19 protein-coding genes are annotated in these 22760 nt (G+C 34.1%); 7 read left to right on the forward strand and 12 right to left on the reverse strand.

Annotated features, from left to right (window positions below; genetic code table 11):
- Window positions 1-176: 176 nt before the first annotated feature.
- Window positions 177-1271 (reverse strand): DUF2235 domain-containing protein, encoded by a 1095-nt coding sequence (locus BUE10_RS01740; RefSeq protein WP_073481632.1) that lies wholly within the window; start codon window positions 1269-1271, stop codon window positions 177-179.
- An 808-nt stretch (window positions 1272-2079) separates the two neighbouring features.
- On the opposite strand from BUE10_RS01740, the gene fdhD reads away from it, so the two are divergent.
- The 6 genes from fdhD to BUE10_RS01770 all read left to right on the forward strand — a co-directional run bounded on the left by fdhD (window position 2080) and on the right by BUE10_RS01770 (window position 8247).
- Window positions 2080-2952: a formate dehydrogenase accessory sulfurtransferase FdhD gene (gene fdhD / locus BUE10_RS01745; RefSeq protein WP_073481634.1), complete on the forward strand. Its 873-nt coding sequence runs from the start codon at window positions 2080-2082 to the stop codon at window positions 2950-2952.
- A 233-nt stretch (window positions 2953-3185) separates the two neighbouring features.
- Window positions 3186-5555, forward strand: a complete 2370-nt coding sequence (locus BUE10_RS01750; RefSeq protein WP_073481637.1) for an FdhF/YdeP family oxidoreductase — start codon at window positions 3186-3188, stop codon at window positions 5553-5555.
- Between the two features lie 79 nt (window positions 5556-5634).
- Window positions 5635-6216 (forward strand): Crp/Fnr family transcriptional regulator, encoded by a 582-nt coding sequence (locus BUE10_RS01755; RefSeq protein WP_073481639.1) that lies wholly within the window; start codon window positions 5635-5637, stop codon window positions 6214-6216.
- A 139-nt stretch (window positions 6217-6355) separates the two neighbouring features.
- Window positions 6356-6958, forward strand: coding sequence for an isochorismatase family protein (locus BUE10_RS01760; RefSeq protein ID WP_073481642.1), 603 nt, complete (start codon window positions 6356-6358; stop codon window positions 6956-6958).
- A 60-nt stretch (window positions 6959-7018) separates the two neighbouring features.
- Window positions 7019-7753 (forward strand): pirin family protein, encoded by a 735-nt coding sequence (locus tag BUE10_RS01765; RefSeq protein WP_073481645.1) that lies wholly within the window; start codon window positions 7019-7021, stop codon window positions 7751-7753.
- A 2-nt stretch (window positions 7754-7755) separates the two neighbouring features.
- Complete coding sequence (locus BUE10_RS01770; protein ID WP_073481648.1) at window positions 7756-8247, forward strand: cupin domain-containing protein; 492 nt, start codon at window positions 7756-7758, stop codon at window positions 8245-8247.
- A 246-nt stretch (window positions 8248-8493) separates the two neighbouring features.
- On the opposite strand, the gene BUE10_RS01775 is transcribed toward BUE10_RS01770, so the two are convergent.
- From BUE10_RS01775 to BUE10_RS01790, 4 genes are all read right to left on the reverse strand, one after another.
- Window positions 8494-9495, reverse strand: coding sequence for an NADP-dependent oxidoreductase (locus tag BUE10_RS01775; RefSeq protein ID WP_073481651.1), 1002 nt, complete (start codon window positions 9493-9495; stop codon window positions 8494-8496).
- 10 nt (window positions 9496-9505) lie between these two features.
- The gene (locus BUE10_RS01780; RefSeq protein WP_073481654.1) at window positions 9506-10285 is read right to left on the reverse strand and encodes an SDR family oxidoreductase; all 780 of its coding nucleotides are present in this window, start codon (window positions 10283-10285) and stop codon (window positions 9506-9508) included.
- Window positions 10286-10313: 28 nt separating this feature from the next.
- Complete coding sequence (locus tag BUE10_RS01785; protein ID WP_073481656.1) at window positions 10314-11006, reverse strand: SDR family oxidoreductase; 693 nt, start codon at window positions 11004-11006, stop codon at window positions 10314-10316.
- Window positions 11007-11146: 140 nt separating this feature from the next.
- On the reverse strand, window positions 11147-11737 hold the full coding sequence (locus tag BUE10_RS01790; RefSeq protein ID WP_073481659.1) for a TetR/AcrR family transcriptional regulator: 591 nt from the start codon (window positions 11735-11737) through the stop codon (window positions 11147-11149).
- 414 nt (window positions 11738-12151) lie between these two features.
- On the opposite strand from BUE10_RS01790, the gene BUE10_RS01795 reads away from it, so the two are divergent.
- Window positions 12152-13234 carry a pentapeptide repeat-containing protein gene (locus BUE10_RS01795; protein WP_073481662.1) on the forward strand — a complete coding sequence of 361 codons (1083 nt, stop codon included), beginning with the start codon at window positions 12152-12154 and terminating at the stop codon, window positions 13232-13234.
- Window positions 13235-13386: 152 nt separating this feature from the next.
- Here the strand turns inward: BUE10_RS01795 and BUE10_RS01800 are convergent, their stop codons facing one another.
- The 7 genes from BUE10_RS01800 to BUE10_RS01830 all read right to left on the reverse strand — a co-directional run bounded on the left by BUE10_RS01800 (window position 13387) and on the right by BUE10_RS01830 (window position 22641).
- Complete coding sequence (locus BUE10_RS01800; protein ID WP_073481664.1) at window positions 13387-16503, reverse strand: efflux RND transporter permease subunit; 3117 nt, start codon at window positions 16501-16503, stop codon at window positions 13387-13389.
- A 3-nt stretch (window positions 16504-16506) separates the two neighbouring features.
- Window positions 16507-16806 carry a DUF190 domain-containing protein gene (locus BUE10_RS01805; protein WP_073481667.1) on the reverse strand — a complete coding sequence of 100 codons (300 nt, stop codon included), beginning with the start codon at window positions 16804-16806 and terminating at the stop codon, window positions 16507-16509.
- A gap of 41 nt (window positions 16807-16847) precedes the next feature.
- Complete coding sequence (mgtE, locus tag BUE10_RS01810; RefSeq protein WP_083597928.1) at window positions 16848-18218, reverse strand: magnesium transporter; 1371 nt, start codon at window positions 18216-18218, stop codon at window positions 16848-16850.
- A gap of 10 nt (window positions 18219-18228) precedes the next feature.
- Window positions 18229-19239, reverse strand: coding sequence for an efflux RND transporter periplasmic adaptor subunit (locus tag BUE10_RS01815; protein ID WP_073481670.1), 1011 nt, complete (start codon window positions 19237-19239; stop codon window positions 18229-18231).
- A 2-nt stretch (window positions 19240-19241) separates the two neighbouring features.
- A complete protein-coding gene (locus tag BUE10_RS01820) occupies window positions 19242-20495 on the reverse strand; it encodes a TolC family protein (protein WP_073481674.1) in 1254 nt (417 codons plus the stop codon).
- Between the two features lie 102 nt (window positions 20496-20597).
- Window positions 20598-21965 (reverse strand): HAMP domain-containing sensor histidine kinase, encoded by a 1368-nt coding sequence (locus BUE10_RS01825; protein ID WP_073481677.1) that lies wholly within the window; start codon window positions 21963-21965, stop codon window positions 20598-20600.
- The gene (locus BUE10_RS01830) at window positions 21955-22641 is read right to left on the reverse strand and encodes a response regulator transcription factor (protein WP_073481679.1); all 687 of its coding nucleotides are present in this window, start codon (window positions 22639-22641) and stop codon (window positions 21955-21957) included. Before BUE10_RS01830 ends, BUE10_RS01825 begins: the two co-directional genes overlap by 11 nt.
- Between the last annotated feature and the right edge of the window lie 119 nt (window positions 22642-22760).

A 22760-nucleotide genomic window follows, 5' to 3' on the forward strand; every position in this document is an offset into this window, starting at 1 on the left:
AAGTTATTGTTTTTAATAAAATCTAAATACTCTCGTTTTTCACAATTGCAGGCATACCAGCAATTTATCGGTATTCATTTTTTACAGATCTATCTTACCGCCAGCTTATCTTCTTTATAATAAAAACCCATCTTAGTATCTGCAGTAAATCAGAGTAAATTTTATATCTGTAAAATCTATTTAATGTACTTTATAACCTGATTTACTTCTATACGATGTTTATTATTGGCCAAATCCAGATTGGCAGGTTTGTATTTATTGGCTGCTATTTTGTTGATTACACTTTGATGGATATATGCACTATTTGCAAATTTTCTTTGAGGCCACAATCTAAAATCAAATGTCATCTCATAGAACCAGCCGTTCTTTTTATATCGCGCTCTGGGTATAAAATCAAATATCTTAAACCCAAATGTAAGCGAGTTGTGAATTTCAAGTGTAAAATCAGGTTTTTGGTAATTAGATCGTACACCATACACATAACGCTCGACTTTATTTTTTAAAAGTATTAAATCATGATTTGAGGCTTCTCCAAGCATCCATTCTAAAGCTAATTTAGACAAGCCTTCAACAGGATAAGAACCACCCACATCAGAATGAACTCCTGCAAAAAGAACTTGTTTACAGCTCGTGTGCGATTCTGAAACTTCATAGAAATCATAATGCTTTCTTCTTTCATCTATAGAAATAGCATGTCTGATTGTTTTGGCGACACCTAAACTTCTGGAATATGGAAAACTTTTATAATAATTTATAAGACCTCCCGCTGCAACAACCGTATCCCATATTCCAATAAAATGAATATCTATTTTTCTTGAAAATCTGGATCGAAAGGCATTGGCTATCTCAAACATCTTGTCTCCCTTTACATAAATTTCAAGAGCATATCTTAAATGGCTGTAGTTCCCTTTTTGCAATAAGCCAAACATTTCAATTAATCCGCTGAGCATTCTTACTGTATATGCTCCCCGACTGAATCCAAACAGGTAAATTTTGTCACCATCCTGATAGTTGTCCATCAAAAAAAGGTAAGCATTTTTTACATTTTCTTCTAGACTCGATGCAGATACCTGATCTTTTATAATATGCCATTTTCTGCTAAGCCAATTTCTGGCTCCACTTGGAGCAATGGTTCCCACTCCGGGGTGGTAATAAGTAACCTGTCTGTCGCTTTTTTCAAGGCAGCTGTATAAATGCAGTACATTTGTGTTTTCGTTGATTGTTAACTTATTATCAGTTCCATCACAACAGATTACTATGTTTTTTGGCATTGTATTTCGGTTTTAAATTATAAAAGAATAGGTACAACAAATAGCTAAACAACTATAAATTCCGTACCATCCAGAGAATAGCATATTGGTAATTTTTAAATTGCATTGTACTTTAAATTGAAAAAAAATTAGGTTTATTTTCCTTAACCATAAAGAGCATATCAAATATAATTATTATAAAAATATAAAAATCAGGTAGTTATACCTGATTTCAGAAATAACAATAAGTTTTAAAAAAGAAAAAAATCGAAATAAAATTATAATACTTAAAAACAAAATCATGGCTTTGAAACAAGGCTTTTCTGTAAAAAAAATCTTCTTAAGTCGCCTGCGTGATCGACATAAAATGCATAAATAAAGCATCTGGATTATCATTTGTTAATGTTGCAACCACTTCATTTTTAACGCCAAATCTGTTATCAAAGTTTTTTCAACATTAATTTCGTCAACAATGTAGGTGTTGATTGGTGTCCATTTTGTTAAGGATTTGTAAAAACCAAAACGGTCAATAATGCAAAAATGGCTCTTAAAGCCAGCAGGAAAGCACAAATTTTAAAAACCTGCTTCTTTTTCATTACACGATACTATTAATTTCGGTTATGAATGTCGTATCAAAATAATCTCAGCCTAATTGCATTTATTTACAAATAGTAAACTTTATATCTTTTTCTCATCACAAACTTTTTAGATGTCACAAATAATAAAAAGTCATAATTCCATTCCTTAAAAACGGTTTAATTACAAGGAGAAAAACCTTCTTATAAATCATTTTTTACTAATTTTACGTATCAACATTTAATGAATTTACATGGAAATGAATGATTTGGAATTAGTTTCCATTAAAGAAGTTTGTATTACAAAAGTGAATGGATTTGAAAGTTCTTCATTATTAGACATTCTTTCTGTAGAAGAACCGCTAGAGATAAGAATTTCTTACGGCCCCGAAGCTGAAAAAATACACAAGAATATCTCTGTAACAATGCGTACACCAGGTAATGATTTTGATCTTGCAATTGGTTTTTTATTTACCGAAGGCATTATAGCATCTTATCAGGACGTAAAAAAAGTCTATCACACAGCAACAGATTGTTCTTTTCAAAAAAAAAATATTGTTCAGATAGATTTAGTCGAAAATTTCATTCCACATTTGATGTCGTCAGACCGGAATTTTTATACCACATCAAGTTGCGGCGTTTGTGGAAAAAGTTCTATACAATCCATCAAAACAGTCAGTACTTTTAATCCTTTAGATAATCCAACACTAAATATCGCAGCAGAAGTACTTTACCAATTATCAAACAAATTAAAAACAGCTCAAAGCAGTTTTGCAGTTACGGGCGGTATTCATGCATCAGGGCTTTTTACTATTGAAGGTGATTTAGTTTTTTTACAAGAAGATATCGGAAGGCATAATGCATTGGATAAACTAATTGGCAGTGCTTTAGCAAATAATTTACTTCCATTAAATAAACATATTTTACTCCTTAGCGGAAGAGCCAGTTTTGAATTAATTCAAAAAGCGGCTATGGCAGGAATATCTGTTGTTGTTGCCATTGGTGCCCCGTCGAGTCTTGCGGTAGAATTGGCTAGAGAATTTAATATTACCCTTTTGGGTTTTCTTAAAGAAGACCGATTCAATATATATAATTCCAGTGATCAGGCAGTAATATCAACTTCTTAGAAAAATTAAAATAACCCGTTGCGTGTAATTCATAAAAAAAATATATTTCTTTCACATAGATGGCTCTGTGCATTTTAAATAAGTGAAACGTCTTTTTTAAGTAAACAAAAGCTATGTTTCTATGTGTTAAAATAATTACACCCAACGGGTTAAAATAAGAATGTTTTATACAACTGATATTAAAATTACAATAACAAAAGCCTCTACGGATAAGCTAATTAATTACAAAAGTCATGAAAGAAGATAAATCTCCAAAAGACATCAACGATAAAATTACAAAAGAACCCAATGCCGAAAATCCGTATAAACTTTTAGATCTTAAACTCACAAAAACAGGAAAATGGGCTGCCGGCGTTCCTGCTGTAGTGGCGGCTTTTACTGATCTTATAGAAGAAAAAACGATTGTTCGCGGGACAAAGGCTTTGTTTAAGATGAATCAGGTTGGCGGTTTTGACTGTCCGAGCTGCGCATGGCCTGATCCTGATGATGAAAGATCGCCTTTGGGAGAATATTGTGAAAACGGAGTTAAAGCTTTAGCTGAAGAAGCTACTACCAAAAAAGTTACGGCTGAGTTTTTTAAACAAAATTCTGTTTATGATCTTGCCAAATTAGACGATTTCCAAATTGGAAAAATGGGAAGATTGACCGAGCCTATGTATCTTCCTAAAAATGGTTCACACTATGAATCCATAAGCTGGGATAATGCATTCAAAAAAATTGCAGCACATCTCAACGCATTAGAATCGCCTGATGAAGCTGCGTTTTATACTTCAGGAAGAACAAGCAATGAAACATCATTTCTTTATCAGCTCTTTGCAAAAGAATTTGGTACCAACAATATGCCGGATTGTTCTAATATGTGCCATGAAACATCTGGATCGGCTTTAAGAACTACAATCGGAATTGGAAAAGGTACCGTAACACTGGATGATTTTTATGATACCGATGTAATTGTAATTATTGGTCAAAATCCCGGAACTAACGCACCACGAATGTTGACCGCATTAGCAAAAGGCAAAAAAAACGGAGCAAAAATTATTGCTGTAAATCCATTGCCAGAAGCGGGTTTAATGGGTTTTCATAATCCGCAGGAAATCAACGGAATTATTGGAAACGGTGTTAAACTAGCCGATCTTTTTCTGCCGGTAAAAATAAATGGAGATATGGCGCTCCTAAAAGCTCTTGAAATTATATTATTGGAACTTGAAAATAAGAATCCCGGAAAAGTCCTTGATTATGATTTCATCAAAGAAAAAACTACCGGATATGATGCTTTTCTAAAACAGTTTGAAGATTATAATTTAGATGAACTTGTCGAACTTTCGGGTGTTTCTAAAGAAGCACTTTATGAAGCTGCAGAAATCATCGCTTATAAAAAACGAATCATTGTCTGCTGGGGAATGGGACTTACACAGCAGCCAAACGGCGTAGAAATGATTAGAGAAATTCTTAATATTTTATTGCTTAAAGGAAGTATAGGTAAACCTGGTGCGGGTGTCTGCCCTGTTCGTGGTCATAGTAACGTTCAGGGAAACAGAACCATGATGATTGATGAAAAACCTACTAACGAACAACTGGATCGCCTTCAGGCTTATTTTGGTTTTAATCCTCCTCGCAAACACGGATATGATGTTGTGAGAGCCATTAAAGCCATGAAGGAAGAAAAAGTAAAATTACTATTTTGTATGGGAGGTAATTTTCTATCGGCAACACCAGATACAACGTATACAGCAAGTGCATTAAGAAAACTGAATTTAACCGTAAATGTTTCTACAAAACTCAATCGCAGTCACTTAATTCACGGACAAGAAGCCATCATATTACCAACATTATCCCGAAGCGACATTGATATCGTAAATGGTGAAGCACAATTTATAACTACCGAAAACTCAATGGGCGTTGTACAGTCATCAAAAGGAATGCTCAAACCTGTATCTGACAATCTTATTAATGAAACGCAAATTATATGCAAATTGGCTATGGCAACGCTGGGAAACAAATCGGTTATTGACTGGAAGCGTTATCATGACAGCTATGATGATGTGAGAGATGCCATTGAAAAATGTATTCCCGGTTTTGAAAATTATAATAGCAAAGTGCGCCAAAAAGGAGGTTTTCATTTACCCAATGCAGCACGCGATGGAAAATTTATCACTAAAGATTTTGGAGACCGCGCGCCATTTACATTAACGGAAATTCCAAAAAACGAACTTGCTCCAGATGAATATATGATGGCAAGTACCCGAACACACGACCAGTTCAATACCACAATTTATGGCCTTGATGATCGTTATCGCGGTATAAAAAATGAACGCAGGGTAATATTTATGAACGAGAAAGATATTGAGCAGGCAGGATTTAAAGCTGGCGATAAGGTCGATTTATTTAATTATGATGATGATATCGAAAGAATTGCACCTTTGTTTATTATTGTTTCGTATCAAATCCCTGAAAAAAACACGGTTACTTATTTCCCAGAAACAAACGTTTTAGTTTCTGTAAATAATGTAGTTAAGGATAGTAATATGCCGGCCTCAAAATATGTAAAAATTAAAATTAGAAAACACGATCCAAAAATTTATGAAAGAATAAATCGATTGTAAAATATCCAACCACTTAAAATTATTTAAGCCATTTGAGAATATAAACATTTTGTACCTTGTATTTAAAAATTTTGACACTATGTACGAACAGCTTTTCAGCTATATCAACAGATACAGCGAATCTCCTCTTACAGAGCAAGATGAAGTATTAATAAAAACATCTCTGAAACCTGTTAAATTAAAAAAGAAAGAGTTTTTTCTGGAACAGGGAAATGTCTGTCAGTTTACTGGTTTTATACTAAAAGGCGCCATGAGGCAGTACAGCGTTGACAATGCCGGTAATGAGCATATTATTCAGCTGGCTCTGGAAAACTGGTGGATCGTGGATCGTGAAAGCTATCTTATGAAAACACCTTCTGTTTATAATATTGATGCATGGGAAGATACAGAACTTCTCGTATTAGAAGCTGATGATCTGCAGCGTTTGCTTGAAATACCTACAATCAAGGAAATGTTCTGGAATATGAGTCAAAACAGTTTCATAGCTTCCCAAAAAAGATTAAATAACTCCATTACTCTCCCTGCGATAGAAAGATATGAGCAGTTACTAAAAAGCTACCCTGACTTTTTACAGCGTTTTCCCCAACATATTATTGCTTCTTATCTTGGTATCAGTAAAGAAACCCTTAGCCGCGTACGCAGTAAATTATTCCAAAAATAACACCTGTCTCTGTTTTTTCCTTTCTAATGTTCTTTATTGACAAATGTCATCGTTTTCTGCTCTGGAGCCGAAATAACTTTGTCCTATAAATCAATAACAAGATTTTTAAAATCTACAAAACATTTAAAACATTAGAAAAATGAAACAGTTTACAAAAGATGATACCGTAATGTTATTAATAGATCATCAAACAGGGACACTTAATTTTGCAGCTAACAGACCTCATGAAATGATCGTGAGCAGAACAAGAGCGTTGGCTAAATTTGCAAAGGCTTTAAACATTCCAGTTGTTCTTACAAGCAGTCAGGAAGATCATGCACAGGGACCGCTGATTCAAGATTTGCAAGAGCTGCTTCCTCAAGAATATGCAGACAGAGTAAAAAGAGAAGGAATTACAAATGCATGGGATGACGAGAATTTTAAAACTGCTGTTCTAAAAGCTGCTGCCGGAAGAAAAAATGTAATTATGGCAGGACTTACCAATGATGTATGTATCGTTTGGCCGTCAATTTCAATGCAAGAAGAAGGTTTCAATGTTCAGGTAGTTCTTGATGCAGGTGGATCTCCTTCACAAATTGCTGATGATATTGCACAGCAGACATGGGAAAGCCAAGGTGTTAGAACTACAACCATTAACCAGATAATATCTGAAATGGTACATAATTGGGCAACAGAAGACGGACAAAAAGTACTTCCAATTCTTTTCGAAGAAGTAATGTCTAAAGTAGGACAGTTCTCTTAATCAAGAACTTATATAACAGAAGCTGGATATTGATATCCGGCTTCTTTAAAAACAAAAATTATGATACAGAAAATAGACAGCTCCAACTTTATCGGACACGGCCCAATTAAAGTATTGTATCCCGGATCAGCGGTTTCAAGTACAGATACTGGTATAGGAAGTATTGGAAGAATAGACCATCCGGAAATCAACAGCAATACTGTTATTAAAATGCATCCTCATATTAATGATGAAATACTTTCTTATTTTAGAACAGGAGAAGCAGAACACAGCGACTCAGAAAAATTTGTTAAGGTAATCGGTGGAAAGACACTAATGTTGATGAAAGCCGGCAGATCATTCTTTCATGAAGAAAAAATAATGGGACAACAGGAAACTATGGAAGGGCTTCAGATTTTTATTCGTCCCGAAAAAAAAGATCTTAATCCTGAAGTGGTGTTTTTAGAACTGGACAGCCTGCACAGTGAGAACAACTGGCGTTTGATTGGATCTCCAAATCCCGAAACTAAATTTCAATTCAGCAGCCAGACCTGGATTTACGATATGAAACTCCTTAGCGGCAGCACATCTGAAATTCCTGAACTTCCAAAGAAAAACCTTACTGCCCTTTTGTATGTTTTTCAGGGATCAGTGCGAGTAAATGATACTATTGATCTTAAGAAAAAGGAATGTATCGTATTTAAAGAAGAGTCTGTTTCTCTCAAGGCTTCAGAAGATACTGAACTGGTTTTATTCTTCACGGATGAACAGTCAGAAATATACAAGGAAGGAATGTACAGCGGAAATCAAATATAATTATGGATACAACTATCAAAATTATCAGTAAAAATGAAGGGGAAAGATTGGCAGTTGCCGGAGGTAATTACAGAATAATAATTTCAGGTGAACAGACCAATGGTAATTACGCGGTTATTGAAATGACAGTTCCCCCAGGCGGAGGGCCGCCTCCGCATGCTCACCCTGAAACTCAGGAAATGTTTCATGTACTCGAAGGAGAACTCGAATTTAAAACCGAAACCGGAAAACAGATTGTAACCAAAGACGGTTTTATAAATATCCCTTTTGGAGGAGCGGTACACTGCTTTAAAAATACTTCGGAAAACTATGCGCGTCTCCTATGCACAGTTGTACCCGCAGGACTGGAAAACTTATTTCAGGAAATTGGGACACCGGTAAAGGCCGATGAATTCCTGCCCGTTCCTGAATTAACAGAAAAACGCAGAGAATTTTTAAAAGAAGTAGACATTAAATACGGACAGAGAACCTACCCGCCTGATTACTTAGGTTAACAGTTCTTAATAATTCGAAAAACATACTAAACTTCAGTACCATCATACAGCGATTTTAATTTAAAACAAGCATTCGGTTCTGGCTTAAATCAGTTAAATTCCATCCCCGAATTTAGATCCTAAATGATCTTCGTTAAAACTACTTTATAGGGCTACAATAAATGAAAAATCATCTATAACTATGCTGTAATTTAGGTGCTCGTTTTAAATTGAAAAATGTTGATCTGCATATTTAAAAGAAGATCATTATTTTATTTTAACCACTACTTTGCCTTTTGCACGTCCGCTTTCTACATACGATAACGCCTCGTTAGTTTTATCAAATGGGAAAATTTTATCTATTACCGGTTTAATTATATCTGCTTCAATCAGTGCTGTGATTTCGCTTAACTGCTGTCCATCTGCCTTCATAAATAAAAAAGAATAATCGACATTTTTATTTCTTGCTTTTTTGCGAATCCCTGAGCTTATTAAAGAAAGAATCATTTTGATAAACCACGGCGCTCCTATTTCTTTTGCAAAATCAGGAGTCGGCGGTCCGGAAATAGAAATAAGTTTTCCTCCTGGTTTTACTATTTTAAGTGATTTTTCGAGTGTTTTTTGATCCTGACTGTTTAGTACCACATCATAATCACTCAAAATGTTTTCAAAATCACTATTTTGGTAATCAATAATAATATCGGTACCCAAAGCTTTAAGTAAGTTGAAGCTTTTTGCGCTTGCCGTAGAAGCAGCTACAGCTCCTAAATGTTTAGCCAGCTGAATTGCAATAGTTCCCACACCTCCGGAACCAGCCTGAATAAATACTTTTTGTCCCGCTTTAACTTGAGCTTTTTCAATCAAAACCTGCCATGCCGTAAGCGCTACTAAAGGAATAGAGGCTGCTTCTTCCATTGAAATATTTTTAGGTTTAAGTGCTGCATCTTTTTCGTCTATGGCGATAAACTCTGCAAATGTACCTATACGATGATCTGAAGGTCTGGCATAAACCTCGTCGCCAACTTTAAACTTCTTTACATTTTTACCGGCCTGTACTACTACTCCGGCAGCATCATGCCCCAAAATTAACGGCAGTTTATAAGGCAGGATAAGTTTAAATTCTCCTGATTTTATTTTAGAATCTAAAAGATTAATTCCCGCTGCATGAACTTCAACCAAAATGTCATTATCCTTTAGTTTTGGTATCGGCATTTCGGCAGACTGCAGATTTCCTTTTTTATTGTACTTATTAATTATAAATGCTTTCATCTTGTTTAGTTTATAATTTTATGGATGTCCTTAAATTTGGATAAATCTTTTTAGGATTTACTAAATCAAAAGCTATTTTTGGAAAAAACCTGCTTACGATATACAAAGCCTTTGTATCTCCAGCGCGAATAGTAAACTGGTCTTTTTTTATCCCTTTAATAAGTGTTTTTACCAGTTCTTCAGGAGCCATTTTTTTATCTGTTCTTTTTGCAGTCATCTCTGTTTCAACAACAGGAGGCAGTAACTCAAATACTTTTACAGTACTGTTTATTATTTCCAAGTTCTTTCTAAGCAATTTTGTATAAAAACTTAAGGCTGTTTTTGTTGCAGAATAAGTTGGCTCTTCTAAGGCAGGCACCAGACTTAAAATAGAGGTGGTATTAATAATCGCGCTTTCTTTTCTGGATTTCAACATATCGATAAAAAGATTATTGAGTCTTAAAACACCAAAATAATTTACATTCATTTCGTAAACAGCATTCTTTAAAACTTGATCATCTGCCATACCAAGATTAAGGGCCGGAGTTCCAACGCCTGCATTGTTATACAAAATATCAATTCCGCCTAAAAAAGTCACTTTTTCAAAAAGCGATACTGCATCATTTTCATTTTCGACATCACTTTTTATGACTGTCAATGATGGAAGCATTTTTTTAGCAGCATCTAATTTAGCCTGATTTCTTCCTGTAATAATTACTCTTGCTCCTTCAGCTAAAAACTGTCTGGCAGATTCAAGCCCAATTCCTGAGGCTCCTCCGGTAATTAATATTGTTTTCCCTTTTATATCCATGTTGATTTTGAATTTTAGTTTTAAAAGTCTATTTAAAAAACTGCTTAGAATCTCCTACCGGAACATCAAACTGATTTTTTTCCAGAGCCAGAAATAATTCATCTGCAACTTCTTCCGGCGGAATTCCATTTGCTCCTCCTATTTCTGCCGAAAATTCAGTATTAACCAATGGCGGGTATACCTCATATATTTGAAGGTTTTTTTGTTCTTCATAAGTATATCTTAATGCGACTGTATAACTGTGCAGTGCGGCTTTGGTTGCTCCGTACGTCGGCACCAGTTTATGGCTTCCAAAAACTGCAATAGAAGAAATATTTATTACAGCTGCCTGCTTTTGCTTTATTAAATGCGGTAATAAAAGTTCAGTAAAATGAATTACACTAAAATAGTTAGTATTCATTTCGATAGCTGCTTTTTCATGTGCATTTAAAGTTTCATTAAGCAGATAACTAAACGCAGCTCCGGCATTGTTAATGATTATGTTTACTTCTGAAAAATTCTCCTTTAGTTCTTTTGCAATTCTTATTCTATCTGCTTCTATTGATAAATCACCTTGTATGGCAGCAGCATTATTCAATTCTTTCAAAGCATTTTGAAGACGCTCTTCATTACGTCCGTTAATGATTATTCGGTTGCCCGCATTGCTTAATTTTTTAGCAATAGCTAACCCAATTCCGGCACTTCCGCCGCTTATAAATATTGTATTTCCAGTTGTTTTCATTATTATATTTATTAAATTAAAATTCTGTATCGTTTAAATTATCTGTTCTTAAATCTTTTTTTTGATTAAAAATTTTAACAATTATACTTTTTAGTCTATTTTAAAATGTACTTTTTAGTTTATTTTAAAGCAAAAAAAAATTAAATTGAGTATTGTTCTAATTCAGCCTTTAGGCTTTTAATCAGGCCTTGCAAAGGCTTTGCTGTATCCATAACCCTGCACATAACCACTCCTCCTTCAATTGCTGCTACCATTTTAAAAGCAAAAACACCAGCATCTAGTTCACTGGAAAACTCTCCCGAAGCAATTCCTTGTTGAAGCAGTGCAGTAAGTTCTTCCTGGCCGGCTCTAAATATTTGGGCAATTTTCTTTTTTACAAGAGGATAATTATCATCAGATTCTACAGCATTATTGAATATTGGACATCCCCCTGGAATTTGTGTCTCAATCGGATTTTTATAAAAATCCATAAATGCAAATATTTTACCTTTTGCCGTTTTACCTTTATAAACTGCCGCCCTAATTTTGTCTGAAGTCATTTTAAGCGCCAAATCAATAACTTGTTCCGAAAGGTCATCTTTATTTTCAAAATGACCGTATAAGCAGCCTTTTGTAAGTTTTGCAGCAGCCAGCACATCGTCTATATTTACACCAGAAATACCTTTTTCATTGTAAAGAGGTACTGCTGTTTCTAAAATAAATTGCTTGGTTTTTTCTGCTTTTGTTAACATCACACTTAAAATATTAATTGCAAATATACTAAAAAGTATATTTTAAACTCAAAATATATAAAGTTTTTTTTTAAATTTAAATAAGTAACGAAATAGAAATATAGATTGTAAAACGATTTGAGTACCCATATTCAATTATAAATCTGGCTCTGTTTATCTCCTAATAAGACATTTTATTTATTCTTGTAATACTAAAATCAATTTAGATATACTTTCAGATATTCAATTCAATGTCTAAATTTGATACTGAACATTATTAAAAAGATATCATATTCACATATACTACTTATAGCTGTTGAAAAACAACTAAAAGTAGCGTAAATACAACTATAAGTTTTTGTTTTTTTTTGATTCTGGAAAAGGACGCAAATACCTTTGCAGAGTCGAAAAAATAAATATAAAAGATAGTACTTTATGTTAAACACTAAAATGATTGGCAATAAAATTGCCGAAGCGAGAAAAAAAATAAATATTTCTCAGGCCCAGCTTGCGCAGCGTTTATTTATTAGTTCACAGGCAGTGGGAAAATGGGAACGCGGAGAATCAATGCCGGATATTACTACTTTTAATCGTCTTGCAGAAATCCTGAATGTTGATCTTAATTACTTTTCAGAAAACTTCAAATCTGAAAGTATTGTAACTGTTGTTGAGCCTTTTTTTGATAAACAATCTGATGAAATACCATCAGTAAAAAAGAAAAAAACACTCAATTGGAATATGTCAAGCGGAAACTGGGTAGATGCCGACTTTTCGGGGTTGAAAAACCTGCATGAAAAATTCAGTTCTTCTAACATGCAGCGCTGTACTTTCATCGGTTCAGATATGTCTGGGCTGCTGCTTAAAAACAATAATGTTGTTCATTGTGATTTCTCAGATTCTGATATTAGCAGCAGCAATATTCAAAATTCAAATTTAGAAAACAATATATTTAAGGATTGTTCCCTGAGAAAAACTGAATTTTCAAGAAATTATATAAAAGGCTGTGATTTCTCTCGTGCCAATTTTATTGAAGTGAATTTTTTAAAAAGCAATCAGATTGATAGCTGCGACTTTACTGATGTTGATATTAGCAGCGGTCACATTCAAAGCTCTGAAATATCAAACAATATATTTAAAAACTGTTCATTGAAAGATACTGAATTTTTAAAAAGCCATATCGAATCCTGCGATTTCTCCTTTGCCGATTTTACCGGAGCGGAGTTTAAATCTAGTGTCTTCGTGAAGAATACGATTACAAATGCTTTGTGGAATAATACCTCATTTGTTGGAATGCAGATTAACAATACGGTTTTTGACGGTACAATGGAGGATTGTTATTTTGAAAACTGCGACTTTAGTAAAGTAACATTCCAGAAAGTAATTCTTAATAACACTTTTTTTAAAAACAATAGTTTGAAACGAATTCAATTTGTAGATTGTCAGGCAGATCGAATAACCTACGAATTTCTAAAAAGTGAAAAAGCAGATTTGACTGGTATCGAGTTATTGGTTTCATAAAAAATGTAACGTTCTTTAAGAAATATCTTCAGCGCTTTTTTCTTTTTAGCTTCTGATAACAATAATGAAAAAGAAATGTGCTGCACTTTTAATGCAGCACATTTTTCTTTTGAATTAATAAAATGCTAACCTCTCTTTTTCAAATCAAAAAATTATTCTTTTTTCTTTTTGTTCATCCAAAGATATAAAGGCGGAATTAGTATAGGTGCAAAAAGCAATGTGCTGGTTAATCCGCCTATAATTACTGTTGCCAGCGGTCGTTGTACATCTGAGCCAATACCAGACGAAACAGCAGCAGGAACAAGACCAATAATAGCAACAATAAGAATGGATAATAATGCTCTTAACTGCTCTTTTGATGCCGTTAATACATTGTTATGCAAATCATCTTCTTTAGTTGTATTTTTTCTATTGAGAGCTGATACAAGCAATACACCTGCCATTACAGAAATACCAAAAATACTAACAAAGCCTACTCCGGCAGAAACATTAAAATAATATCCTCTAAGAAGTAAAGCCACAATTCCGCCGCCCAAAGCAAACAATATACAACTCATTGTTATCATGGTATGCTGGAAATTTTTATACAGCATAAACAGGAATAAGAAGACCATGATAATTGTGAGCGGAATAGTAAAAGCTAATTGTTTTCCTGCTCTTTCGAGGTTTTCATACTGTCCGCCATAAATAATACTGTATCCTTTTGGTACCGTTACACTTTTGTCCACTTTTTGTCTCAGCTCTTTTACAAAACTTCCCTGATCTCTTCCTTTTATGTTTGTTCTAACAGTAATCATACGTTTGCTGCCATAACGATAAATATTCGTTTGCCCTTCCACAAAATGTATATTTGCCAATTGACTCATCGGAATCAATGCTCCATTTGATGACGGTACTAAAATATTTTTTACAGCATCGATAGAATTTCTATACTCCGGTAAAAACCGAACTACAATGTCATAACGCTTTGTTCCGTCATATAAAGTAGAAATCGTTTTTCCTCCAATCGCTGCTTCAATCATATTTTGAATATCTGCAACATTAATCCCAAAACGAGCTGCCTGTTCCCTATCAATATCTATTGCTAATTGTTCTTGCTCTCCTTCTTGTTCGATATTTACATTGACAGCGCCGTCGATTTTTTTTGCGATCTGTGCAATATGTTCTGCTTTCTTTCTCATCATTTGCAAATCATCACCAACAACAGAAATAGCAAGATCAGCCGCGCTGCCGTTTACAATTTCCATTACCTGATCGATAATAGGCTGCCCTGAAGAAAACTGTACAGATGGTATTTGCTGCTGTAAATCATTTTTAATAATATCAACCAAGTCTTTTTTAGCAATAGTATCGCTCCAGAGTTTGTAATCTTTAAGCCCAACCAGAATTTCATTTCTATTGGCAGGAAATGGGTCAGTACCGTCATCATTACGCCCCGTTTGAGTTATTACATAGGATATTTGAGGATACTTTGCAATGATTTTTCTGATTCTTGGAGCGTATTTCGCATTTTCCTGAATAGAAATTCCAGCTGGGAAATTCCCTCTTAAAAAAATAGAACCTTCATCTAATGTTGGCAGAAATTCAGTTCCTAGCTTTATTCCGCATAAAATAAACAAAGCAACAACCGAAAATCCTATCAGCGTGGTTTTCTTATAATTATTTAAAAATCGGAACAATGTTTTTTCATACGCATTAGTTAAAAAATCCAATACAGCATTTTTGTGTTCTTTAATAGGTTTATCTATTTCCAGCAATTCTTTTCTATAAACAAACGAAATCAGCACCGGAATAAAGGTTAGTGCCGCCAGCATTGAGCCTATAACTGCAAAAGCTAAAGTTAAAGCCATAGGAGAAAACAACTTACCTTCTACCCTGGTCATTAAAAGTATTGGCATATAGGCCAATATAATAATAGTTACTGAAAAGAAAATTTCTCGTCCTACTTCCTGCGCGGCCTGCAGGGTAATTTTTACGATACCTTCCTGCCTTTCCTGAGGCGTGGCTGTTCGATATCTCCTGATAAGATGTTCTGCCATTAGACATGCTCCATCTACAATAATTCCGAAATCTATTGCTCCAAGCGAAAGTAAATTGGCAGGAATCCCGGTAAGCTTCATTAAAATAAAGGCAAACAATAGTGAAAATGGAATGGTTAAAGCTACAACCAATGCACTTCTGGCACTGCCAAGAAACAAAATCAGCAGGATAATTACAATCGAAATTCCTTCTAACAAAGTATGCGCAACGGTTTCTAAAGAGTGATCAATCAGGAAACTTCTGTCATACATTGGTCGCAGGGTTACACCTTGAGGCAGGTCATTTTCTTGTAAATCTGCCATTTTCTCTTTCAAAGATTTTAAAACCTCGCTTGGGTTTTCATATCTCCTTAAAAGAATAATTCCTTCAACGCCGCTGCTTACGTCTTTTTTATCTTTGGTTACTGTATAACCCAAAACTCCGCTTGGCGGCGGCGGCGTAATCTCAACTGTTGCCACGTCGCGGACAAATACAGGTACACCATTCTCAGATTTTAGAACAATGTTTTGAATATCCTGATCTGTTTTAATAGCTCCTAAGCCTCGTACAGCAAAACCCTGCCCACCTCTTTCAATTATATTTCCTCCGGTATTTTGATTATTTACATTTACCGCATCCATTACGTTTTGCAAAGTAAGATTGTATTTTCTCAACTTTTCCGGAGAAGTAATGATATGAAATTGTTTCAAAGGACCGCCAAAAGTAGTAACATCGGCAATTCCGGGAACTTGCAATAAAGCAGGTTTTATAACCCAATCCTGTAAATCCCTTAGCTGAGCCTGACTGTAGTTTGACGGAGCTTCTACAACATATCTAAAAATTTCGCCTACCGCTGTAGAAAGAGGTGCTAATTCTGGCGCAACACCTTGAGGCAGTTCGGCACCTGCGAGACGTTCAGTAACCTGCTGACGTGCAAAATAATCATCTGTTCCGTCTTTAAAAGTAAGCTGTACTACAGATAAACCAAAAATAGTACGGCTTCTGCGGTCTAAAACATTTGGTGTGTTTTGTAAAGCTCTTTCAATAGGAACTGTTACCTGCTGTTCGACTTCTTCAGCCGCCCTGCCTTCGTATTGGGCAACTACAATTACGTTAGTATCTGCAATATCAGGATATGCCTCAATTTTTAATTGTGTAAAACACCAAAATCCTATTGCCATCAATACAACGCTAATAGCAATTACAGCCCAGCGGTTTCGCAGACTGAATATGAGTAAATTCTTAATCATTATCTACCATTTTTCAACTTGATTCGTAACTATAAAACCACCTTTATATACTTCTCGCAAAGTTTTTAAGGCTTGTTTTACTTTTTCATCTTCATCAATAAAGATGATTAACAAGGGGGTTTCGTCAAAACTGAACCAATCATTGGGTCTTTTAAGACGCTGATGCTCGCCATATCCTAATTTTCCGTGAAATACAGTGGCTCCCTGTATATTTTGTTCAATTAAAAACCTTAAAATATATTCGTACAAAGGCTTTGTTCCTTTTAACTCATCCTTATCAATGTATATATGTGCTTGTATCATTTATAGCAAAGTATTAGCAATTAATTTTTCGCAATTGATCCTTATAATATTGTTCCTTTTAAAATAATTGATGCTATGGTAAAATAGATTATCAACCCTGTTACATCTACCAGTGTTGCAACAAATGGTGCTGATGAAGTGGCCGGATCAATCTTGCATCGCTTTAATAATATGGGTATCATGGAACCGCTTAATGTTCCCCACATTACAATTCCTATTAAAGAGAAAAAAATAGTTACGGCCAGTAAAAACCAATGAGTTCCGTAATCATACCAATGCAGATTCTGCCACAGCGTAATTCTGACCAAACCTATAGCTCCCAGCACTACGCCTAATAATAAACCTGACAAAATTTCTCTGCGCATTACAAACCACCAATCTTTTAAACCTATTTCTTTCAGCGCCATGGCTCTGATAATAAGAGTTGCCGCCTGAGATCCGCTGTTTCCTCCACTTGAAATAATTAAGGGAACAAATAATGCCAATACTACCGCTTTTTGAATTTCACCGTCAAAATACCCCATTGCAGTAGCTGTTAACATTTCTCCTAAAAACAGAATAATTAACCAGCTGGCGCGTTTTTTCAGCAAAGAAAAAAAGGATGTTTTTACATAGGGATAATCCAGTTCTTCTAAACCTCCTATTTTTTGAATTTCATTAGTATGAACCTGTTCCGCAACATCTAAAATATCATCGATAGTAACTACACCTAGCAGAATGTTTTCTGAATTGACGACCGGCAGAACGTCTCTGTCGTATTCTTTGAACTTACTAACTGCATTTCTTTTAGTTTCTGTAATAGACAAACTGGGACAAAAACCATCTAATATCTCTGTTATTTTTTTGTTTGTATCGTTCAATACCAGCCTCCTTATTGGAATATCATCTACCAGTTTATTATTTGATTCGACTACAAAAATCACATTAGCAGCTTCATCATCTTTGTAATTGTTTTTTAGGTGAAGTATGGCATCTGCAATTGTAATTTCCTGACTGATCGTAGCGGCATTAGTATTCATTATTCGGGCTATACTATTCTTGGGATAGCCTAATAATGTTTGAACATTTTCTTTGTTTTTTTCGTCAAGCAGGTTTAAAAAATGAGTCTGTTCTAAACTTTTTAAAGAAGAAAAAAACATCATCCTGTCATCAGGATTTAGCTCATTTAGAATAAATTCACTTTTTTTAGGTGAATAATTTCTAATTATTTTTTTCTGCAAAGGAGGGTCTAAGTAAGAAAAAACAGTTACCTGATCTTTACTTGGCAAAGCCTGATAGGCTTTCAAAACGGCTTCAAAAGGAATAGATGCAAAAACTTCTGCTATTGCCGACGGATGAACATAATGTGCATTATTGCGATTAAACAAAAGATCTGTAAAATCTCCTTTTAATATTTTTTCTTTTATAGACATGATGATTCATTTAATATCCAAAACTTAATCCTTTTAACTGCATAACACCCTGAACGGCTATAGCATCTCCATTAGTCAAACCTGTATAAACCACAATCCTGTTCCCTATCTGATCACCGGTGGTTACTTCTGTTCGTTCAAAATATTTAGTTCCTTTTTTTACAAAAACATAATTTTTTGCCTGAACTGTAACCAGAGAATTTTTATCGATACTAATAAAATTCCCTTCGTTTAAACCAAAAGAAACTGTGGCAAACATTCCGGCTTTCAATTTACCGCTGGTATCATTTAAACTTATTCGAAGCTTAACCATTCTGGTTGACTGGTCAATCATATCTGCAACTGCATCAATCTTTCCGGTAAATTTCTCATTAGGAAAAGCCGTAAAACGGACAATACAATTGTCTCCTTTTTTGATTTTACTAATTTGATTTTCCGGAATATCACAAATAATAAATGATGTTCCTGTCTTTGCTTTTTTGAGTATTTCAGGCTGAAAACCGCCGGCTTTTAATTTAGTTTCATGCTCTATTATAGCGGCTCTTTCATTGGCTAAACCTGCCTGTTCCATTGATAAAGCAGTTTGTGCTTCTAACAGTTCTTTACCTGTAGCGGCACCATGAGCTTGTAAATCTTTAGCACGCTCTACTTCTATTTGTTTTTGCCTGATATTTTTATTCTTAATTTGATTGATATTAATTATATGCTGAATCAGCTGTGTATAACTAGCCGCTAAATCTGAATTTTCGAATAAAATAATGTTTTGCGAAGCTCCTTCTTCTGATTTCAAAACTGTTGCCGATACTTTAGCCGGAGCAGTAATACTGTTGTTAAGTACAGAACTGCCTATTGGCTCGGTCTTAAAAAATGCAATACTATTAGTGTTAGGGAACAAAATAGTTTTACCATTATTAAGCACCTGAGGTACATTATTTATTTCTTGTACTTGTTTATGATCTTTTTCTCCGCAGGAACAAAGAAGCAGTAACATAAGCCCGCTGTATTTTATTAAATGTTTCATATTTATTGTGCTATTTGATTAATTAAACCTGAGGCATAAAGCAATTTTATATAAGCTGTTCTATATTGCTGCATGGTGTCATAATATTGCTGCTGTATATCTAACCAGCTTCGTTGTGCTTCCAGAAAATCAATAATTGTGGTTCCGCCTCTCAAATAGGAATATTTTACGCTTTTTAAAATATTTTCGGATTGAGAGAGTAAACTATCAAAATTTTGAACATTCTTCTTTTGAGTTTCAAAAGCATTAAAAGCATTGGTAACTTCGGTTTGAACTTGAAGATTTGTTGTCTGCAGGCTTTGTTCGGCCTGTTGTTTTATGTAATTAGATTTTTTAATTTCTCCCTGGTTCCTTGAAAAAAAAGGCAGTTCTATTGTACCGTACACTCCAACATACGGAATCATGTTTTGCGGATTATAAATAACTCCTAATTCAGGCTGAGGGTATGCTAAAGATTTTTGGAGTTTAATATTTGCATTGGAAGTTTCAATAATGGATTTGGCAGTTAAAACATCACTTCGTTCGATTAAACCTTTCTGTAGAAAAGCTTCTAAATCAGCCGGTATAATAAAAGAAAAATCATCATTTGCATCAATATTTATTTCTTCCTGAGTACCCAGCAGATATTTAAGATTTACTAATTCATTTTTCAAATTTTGTTCTAATGATCTTATTTGTAATCCATATTGATTGGATAATAAAGAAGTACGATTAAAATCGGTTTGTGAAATAACCTGATTTTTAAGACGGACTTTATTGATTATTAGTAGACTATCAATGTTATTATTGGCTTTTTTAATTATTTCTAATTGCTTTTGGGCTGCCCAGACATCAACCCATTTCAAACCTACATCCTGAAAAAGAGTACGTTCTGCTTCTGTATAACTTTTCTGTGCTGCTGTTGTGTTTTGACTGGCAAACTCAATTTTGTTTTTGCGGGTTCCGAAAAGCTGAAAAACTTTACCTACCTGCAAATTCGCCTGAGTATTAGCATTATTAAAAAAACCTGTATTTGGAGCATAATTTTTCTGCCCCGCAATGCCTATATAATTAAATCCAAAAATTGGATTAGGTCTTAATTTTGCCGTTTCAATATCGCTTGCTGCAATAGCAACAGCATAATACTCGCTTTTTAGGGCTTGATTATTTTTTCTTGCGGTCTGCAAGGCGTTTTGAAGATTGTAAGTGGTTTGCGAAATTCCTTTTGCCGAAACCAAAACCAATAAAACATATAAAAAAAAGGGATGTCTTTGCATAACGTTGTTCCATATTTATTGTTATGCAAAAATAGAACAAGCCTGCCGGCGAAGCCATTAGAGACCTTTTAGAAAAAAATTAGAATTTCATTAGAGAAAAATTCAGATGTGTGGTATCTCAACTAAAAAAGTAGATCCGGCATTTATTTTTGATGAAACGGAAATAGTTCCTTTGTGCAGTAAAATGATTTTTTTTGTCAATGAGAGGCCAATACCATTTCCATCTGCGTAAACCCTATTTGCACCTCTATAAAAAGGTGTAAAAATATGTTTTAAATCTTCGGGCAAAATACCAATTCCGTTGTCAGAAAAATTTAAAGCAATTCTATTTTCAATAAATGATATTGAAACCCGGCTCTGATGGTTTTCTGAAAATTTACAGCCATTCTCAAATAAATTAGCAAAGGCTACTTTTAAAAGGTATTCGTTGCCATTTACTAAAATCTGATTGTCATTTTCAAAATCATTTTCAAAATGAATTGCTATATTATAATCGGGATTTGATTTTTGGATTTGCTGTCTTGCATCTAATAATACTTCATCTATGCGGACTGATTTAAAAGCTATTTCTGAAAGATCATAACTTGCTTTAGCAAAATCAAGTAAACTATTAGATAATTTAGCTAGTTTTTTAGCGTCATCCAAGGCATATTGAATAGCTCTTTTATATTCTTCAACGCTGCGGTCTTTATTGGTTGACAATTCTAATTCTGCAATTATTGCAGAAAGCGGCGTTCTTAATTCATGTGAAATATTTGAAACAAAATGCTTTTGAGCATCAAATGAATTTTCTAAACGGTTCAGCATTTCATTAATAGTATTGGCCATCTCAGAAAGTTCATCTTTGCTTTCATTAGTACTTATTCTTAAATCAAGATTAGTAGCTGAAATTTTTTTTGCCTTATTGGTCATTTCAACAATGGGTTCGAATGCTTTTTTTGAGAAAAAACGACCGGCAATATATATAAAGAGAATAGATATTATAAAAACTATAATAATGCTTTGAAGCAGATTCTGCAATTTTTTATATCCATATTCATCATACGCTGCTGCGGTGATAACATAATTTTTTTCCTGAAATTTATACTTTAAACCAACTACCTGCCAGTCTTTTTGATAAAATTGCAATTCTTCTTGCTGAATAATTTTATCAAGCATGGGTTTAGTTTCTTTAACCACGTCAATATTTACCGCATCATGATATAGCAGGTTAAATGATGTGTTATAAATAGCAACTTCAACCTCATTCAAAGTGGCTCTGTTGTTTTTATAGATGTTTTGTAATGTTTTGGAATTAACTTTTGCATTAAGAAACAAATTAGCTTTAGTAATTGCTTCTTTTTTTAAGGAAGCATAAAATTCTTTTTCTCTGTTTTCTTTTGCCGAAAGATAAATTACTGAAGCAAATGCCAATAAAATAGAGGCCGTAATAAAAGTAAATAACAGAGTAAGCTGATTTCTAATTTTCATCTGTTTTTAAAATAAACCCCATTCCTGACTTGGTATGAATAAGTTTTTTATCGAAATTTTTATCAATTTTTTTTCGCAGATAATTGATGTATACATCGATGAAATTTGTTCCGGTGTCAAAGTTTGTATCCCAGACTTTTTCTGCAATTTCTGTTCGGGACAAAACACGCTCCGTATTTTGAAGCATATATTCTAAAAGTTTAAACTCTTTTGGTGTAAGACTTATGTCCAAATTATTTCTTTTTACATCTTTAGTTTGAAGGTTCATTTCAAGATCAGAATATTTTAGAATAAATCCAATGTTATGGATTGTGTTATTGCTTCGTTTCAACAGCGCTCTTATGCGAACCAAAAGTTCTCTCATTTCAAAAGGTTTTGTCAGGTAATCATCTGCACCGGCATCAAATCCTTCCACTTTATCATCTGTTGTACCAAGAGCGGTCAGCATAATGATAGGCAGCTCAGGTTTAATTCTGCTAATTTCTTTGCAGAGATCTAATCCATCAAGCTTAGGTAAAATAATATCTGTGATTATCAAATCATAGTCATTATTAAATGCCAGCTTCTTTCCCGAAAGGCCATCATAAGCTAGTGTAACTATAAATCCCTGCTCTTCAAGTCCTCTTTGAATTAATTCAGCTACTCTTTGGTCGTCTTCTATTACTAAAATTTTCATCTGTGTAAAGTTACAATAATGAAAGTAGAATAGATATTTTTTTTATGCGCTGGAAAATTAAGTTCTAATACGGTAATTAAGTATACCTGTCTTTTTTTGTGAATTCCATTTAATACTTA

Source organism: Flavobacterium sp. CF108 (genome assembly GCF_900129795.1).
GTDB lineage: Bacteria > Bacteroidota > Bacteroidia > Flavobacteriales > Flavobacteriaceae > Flavobacterium.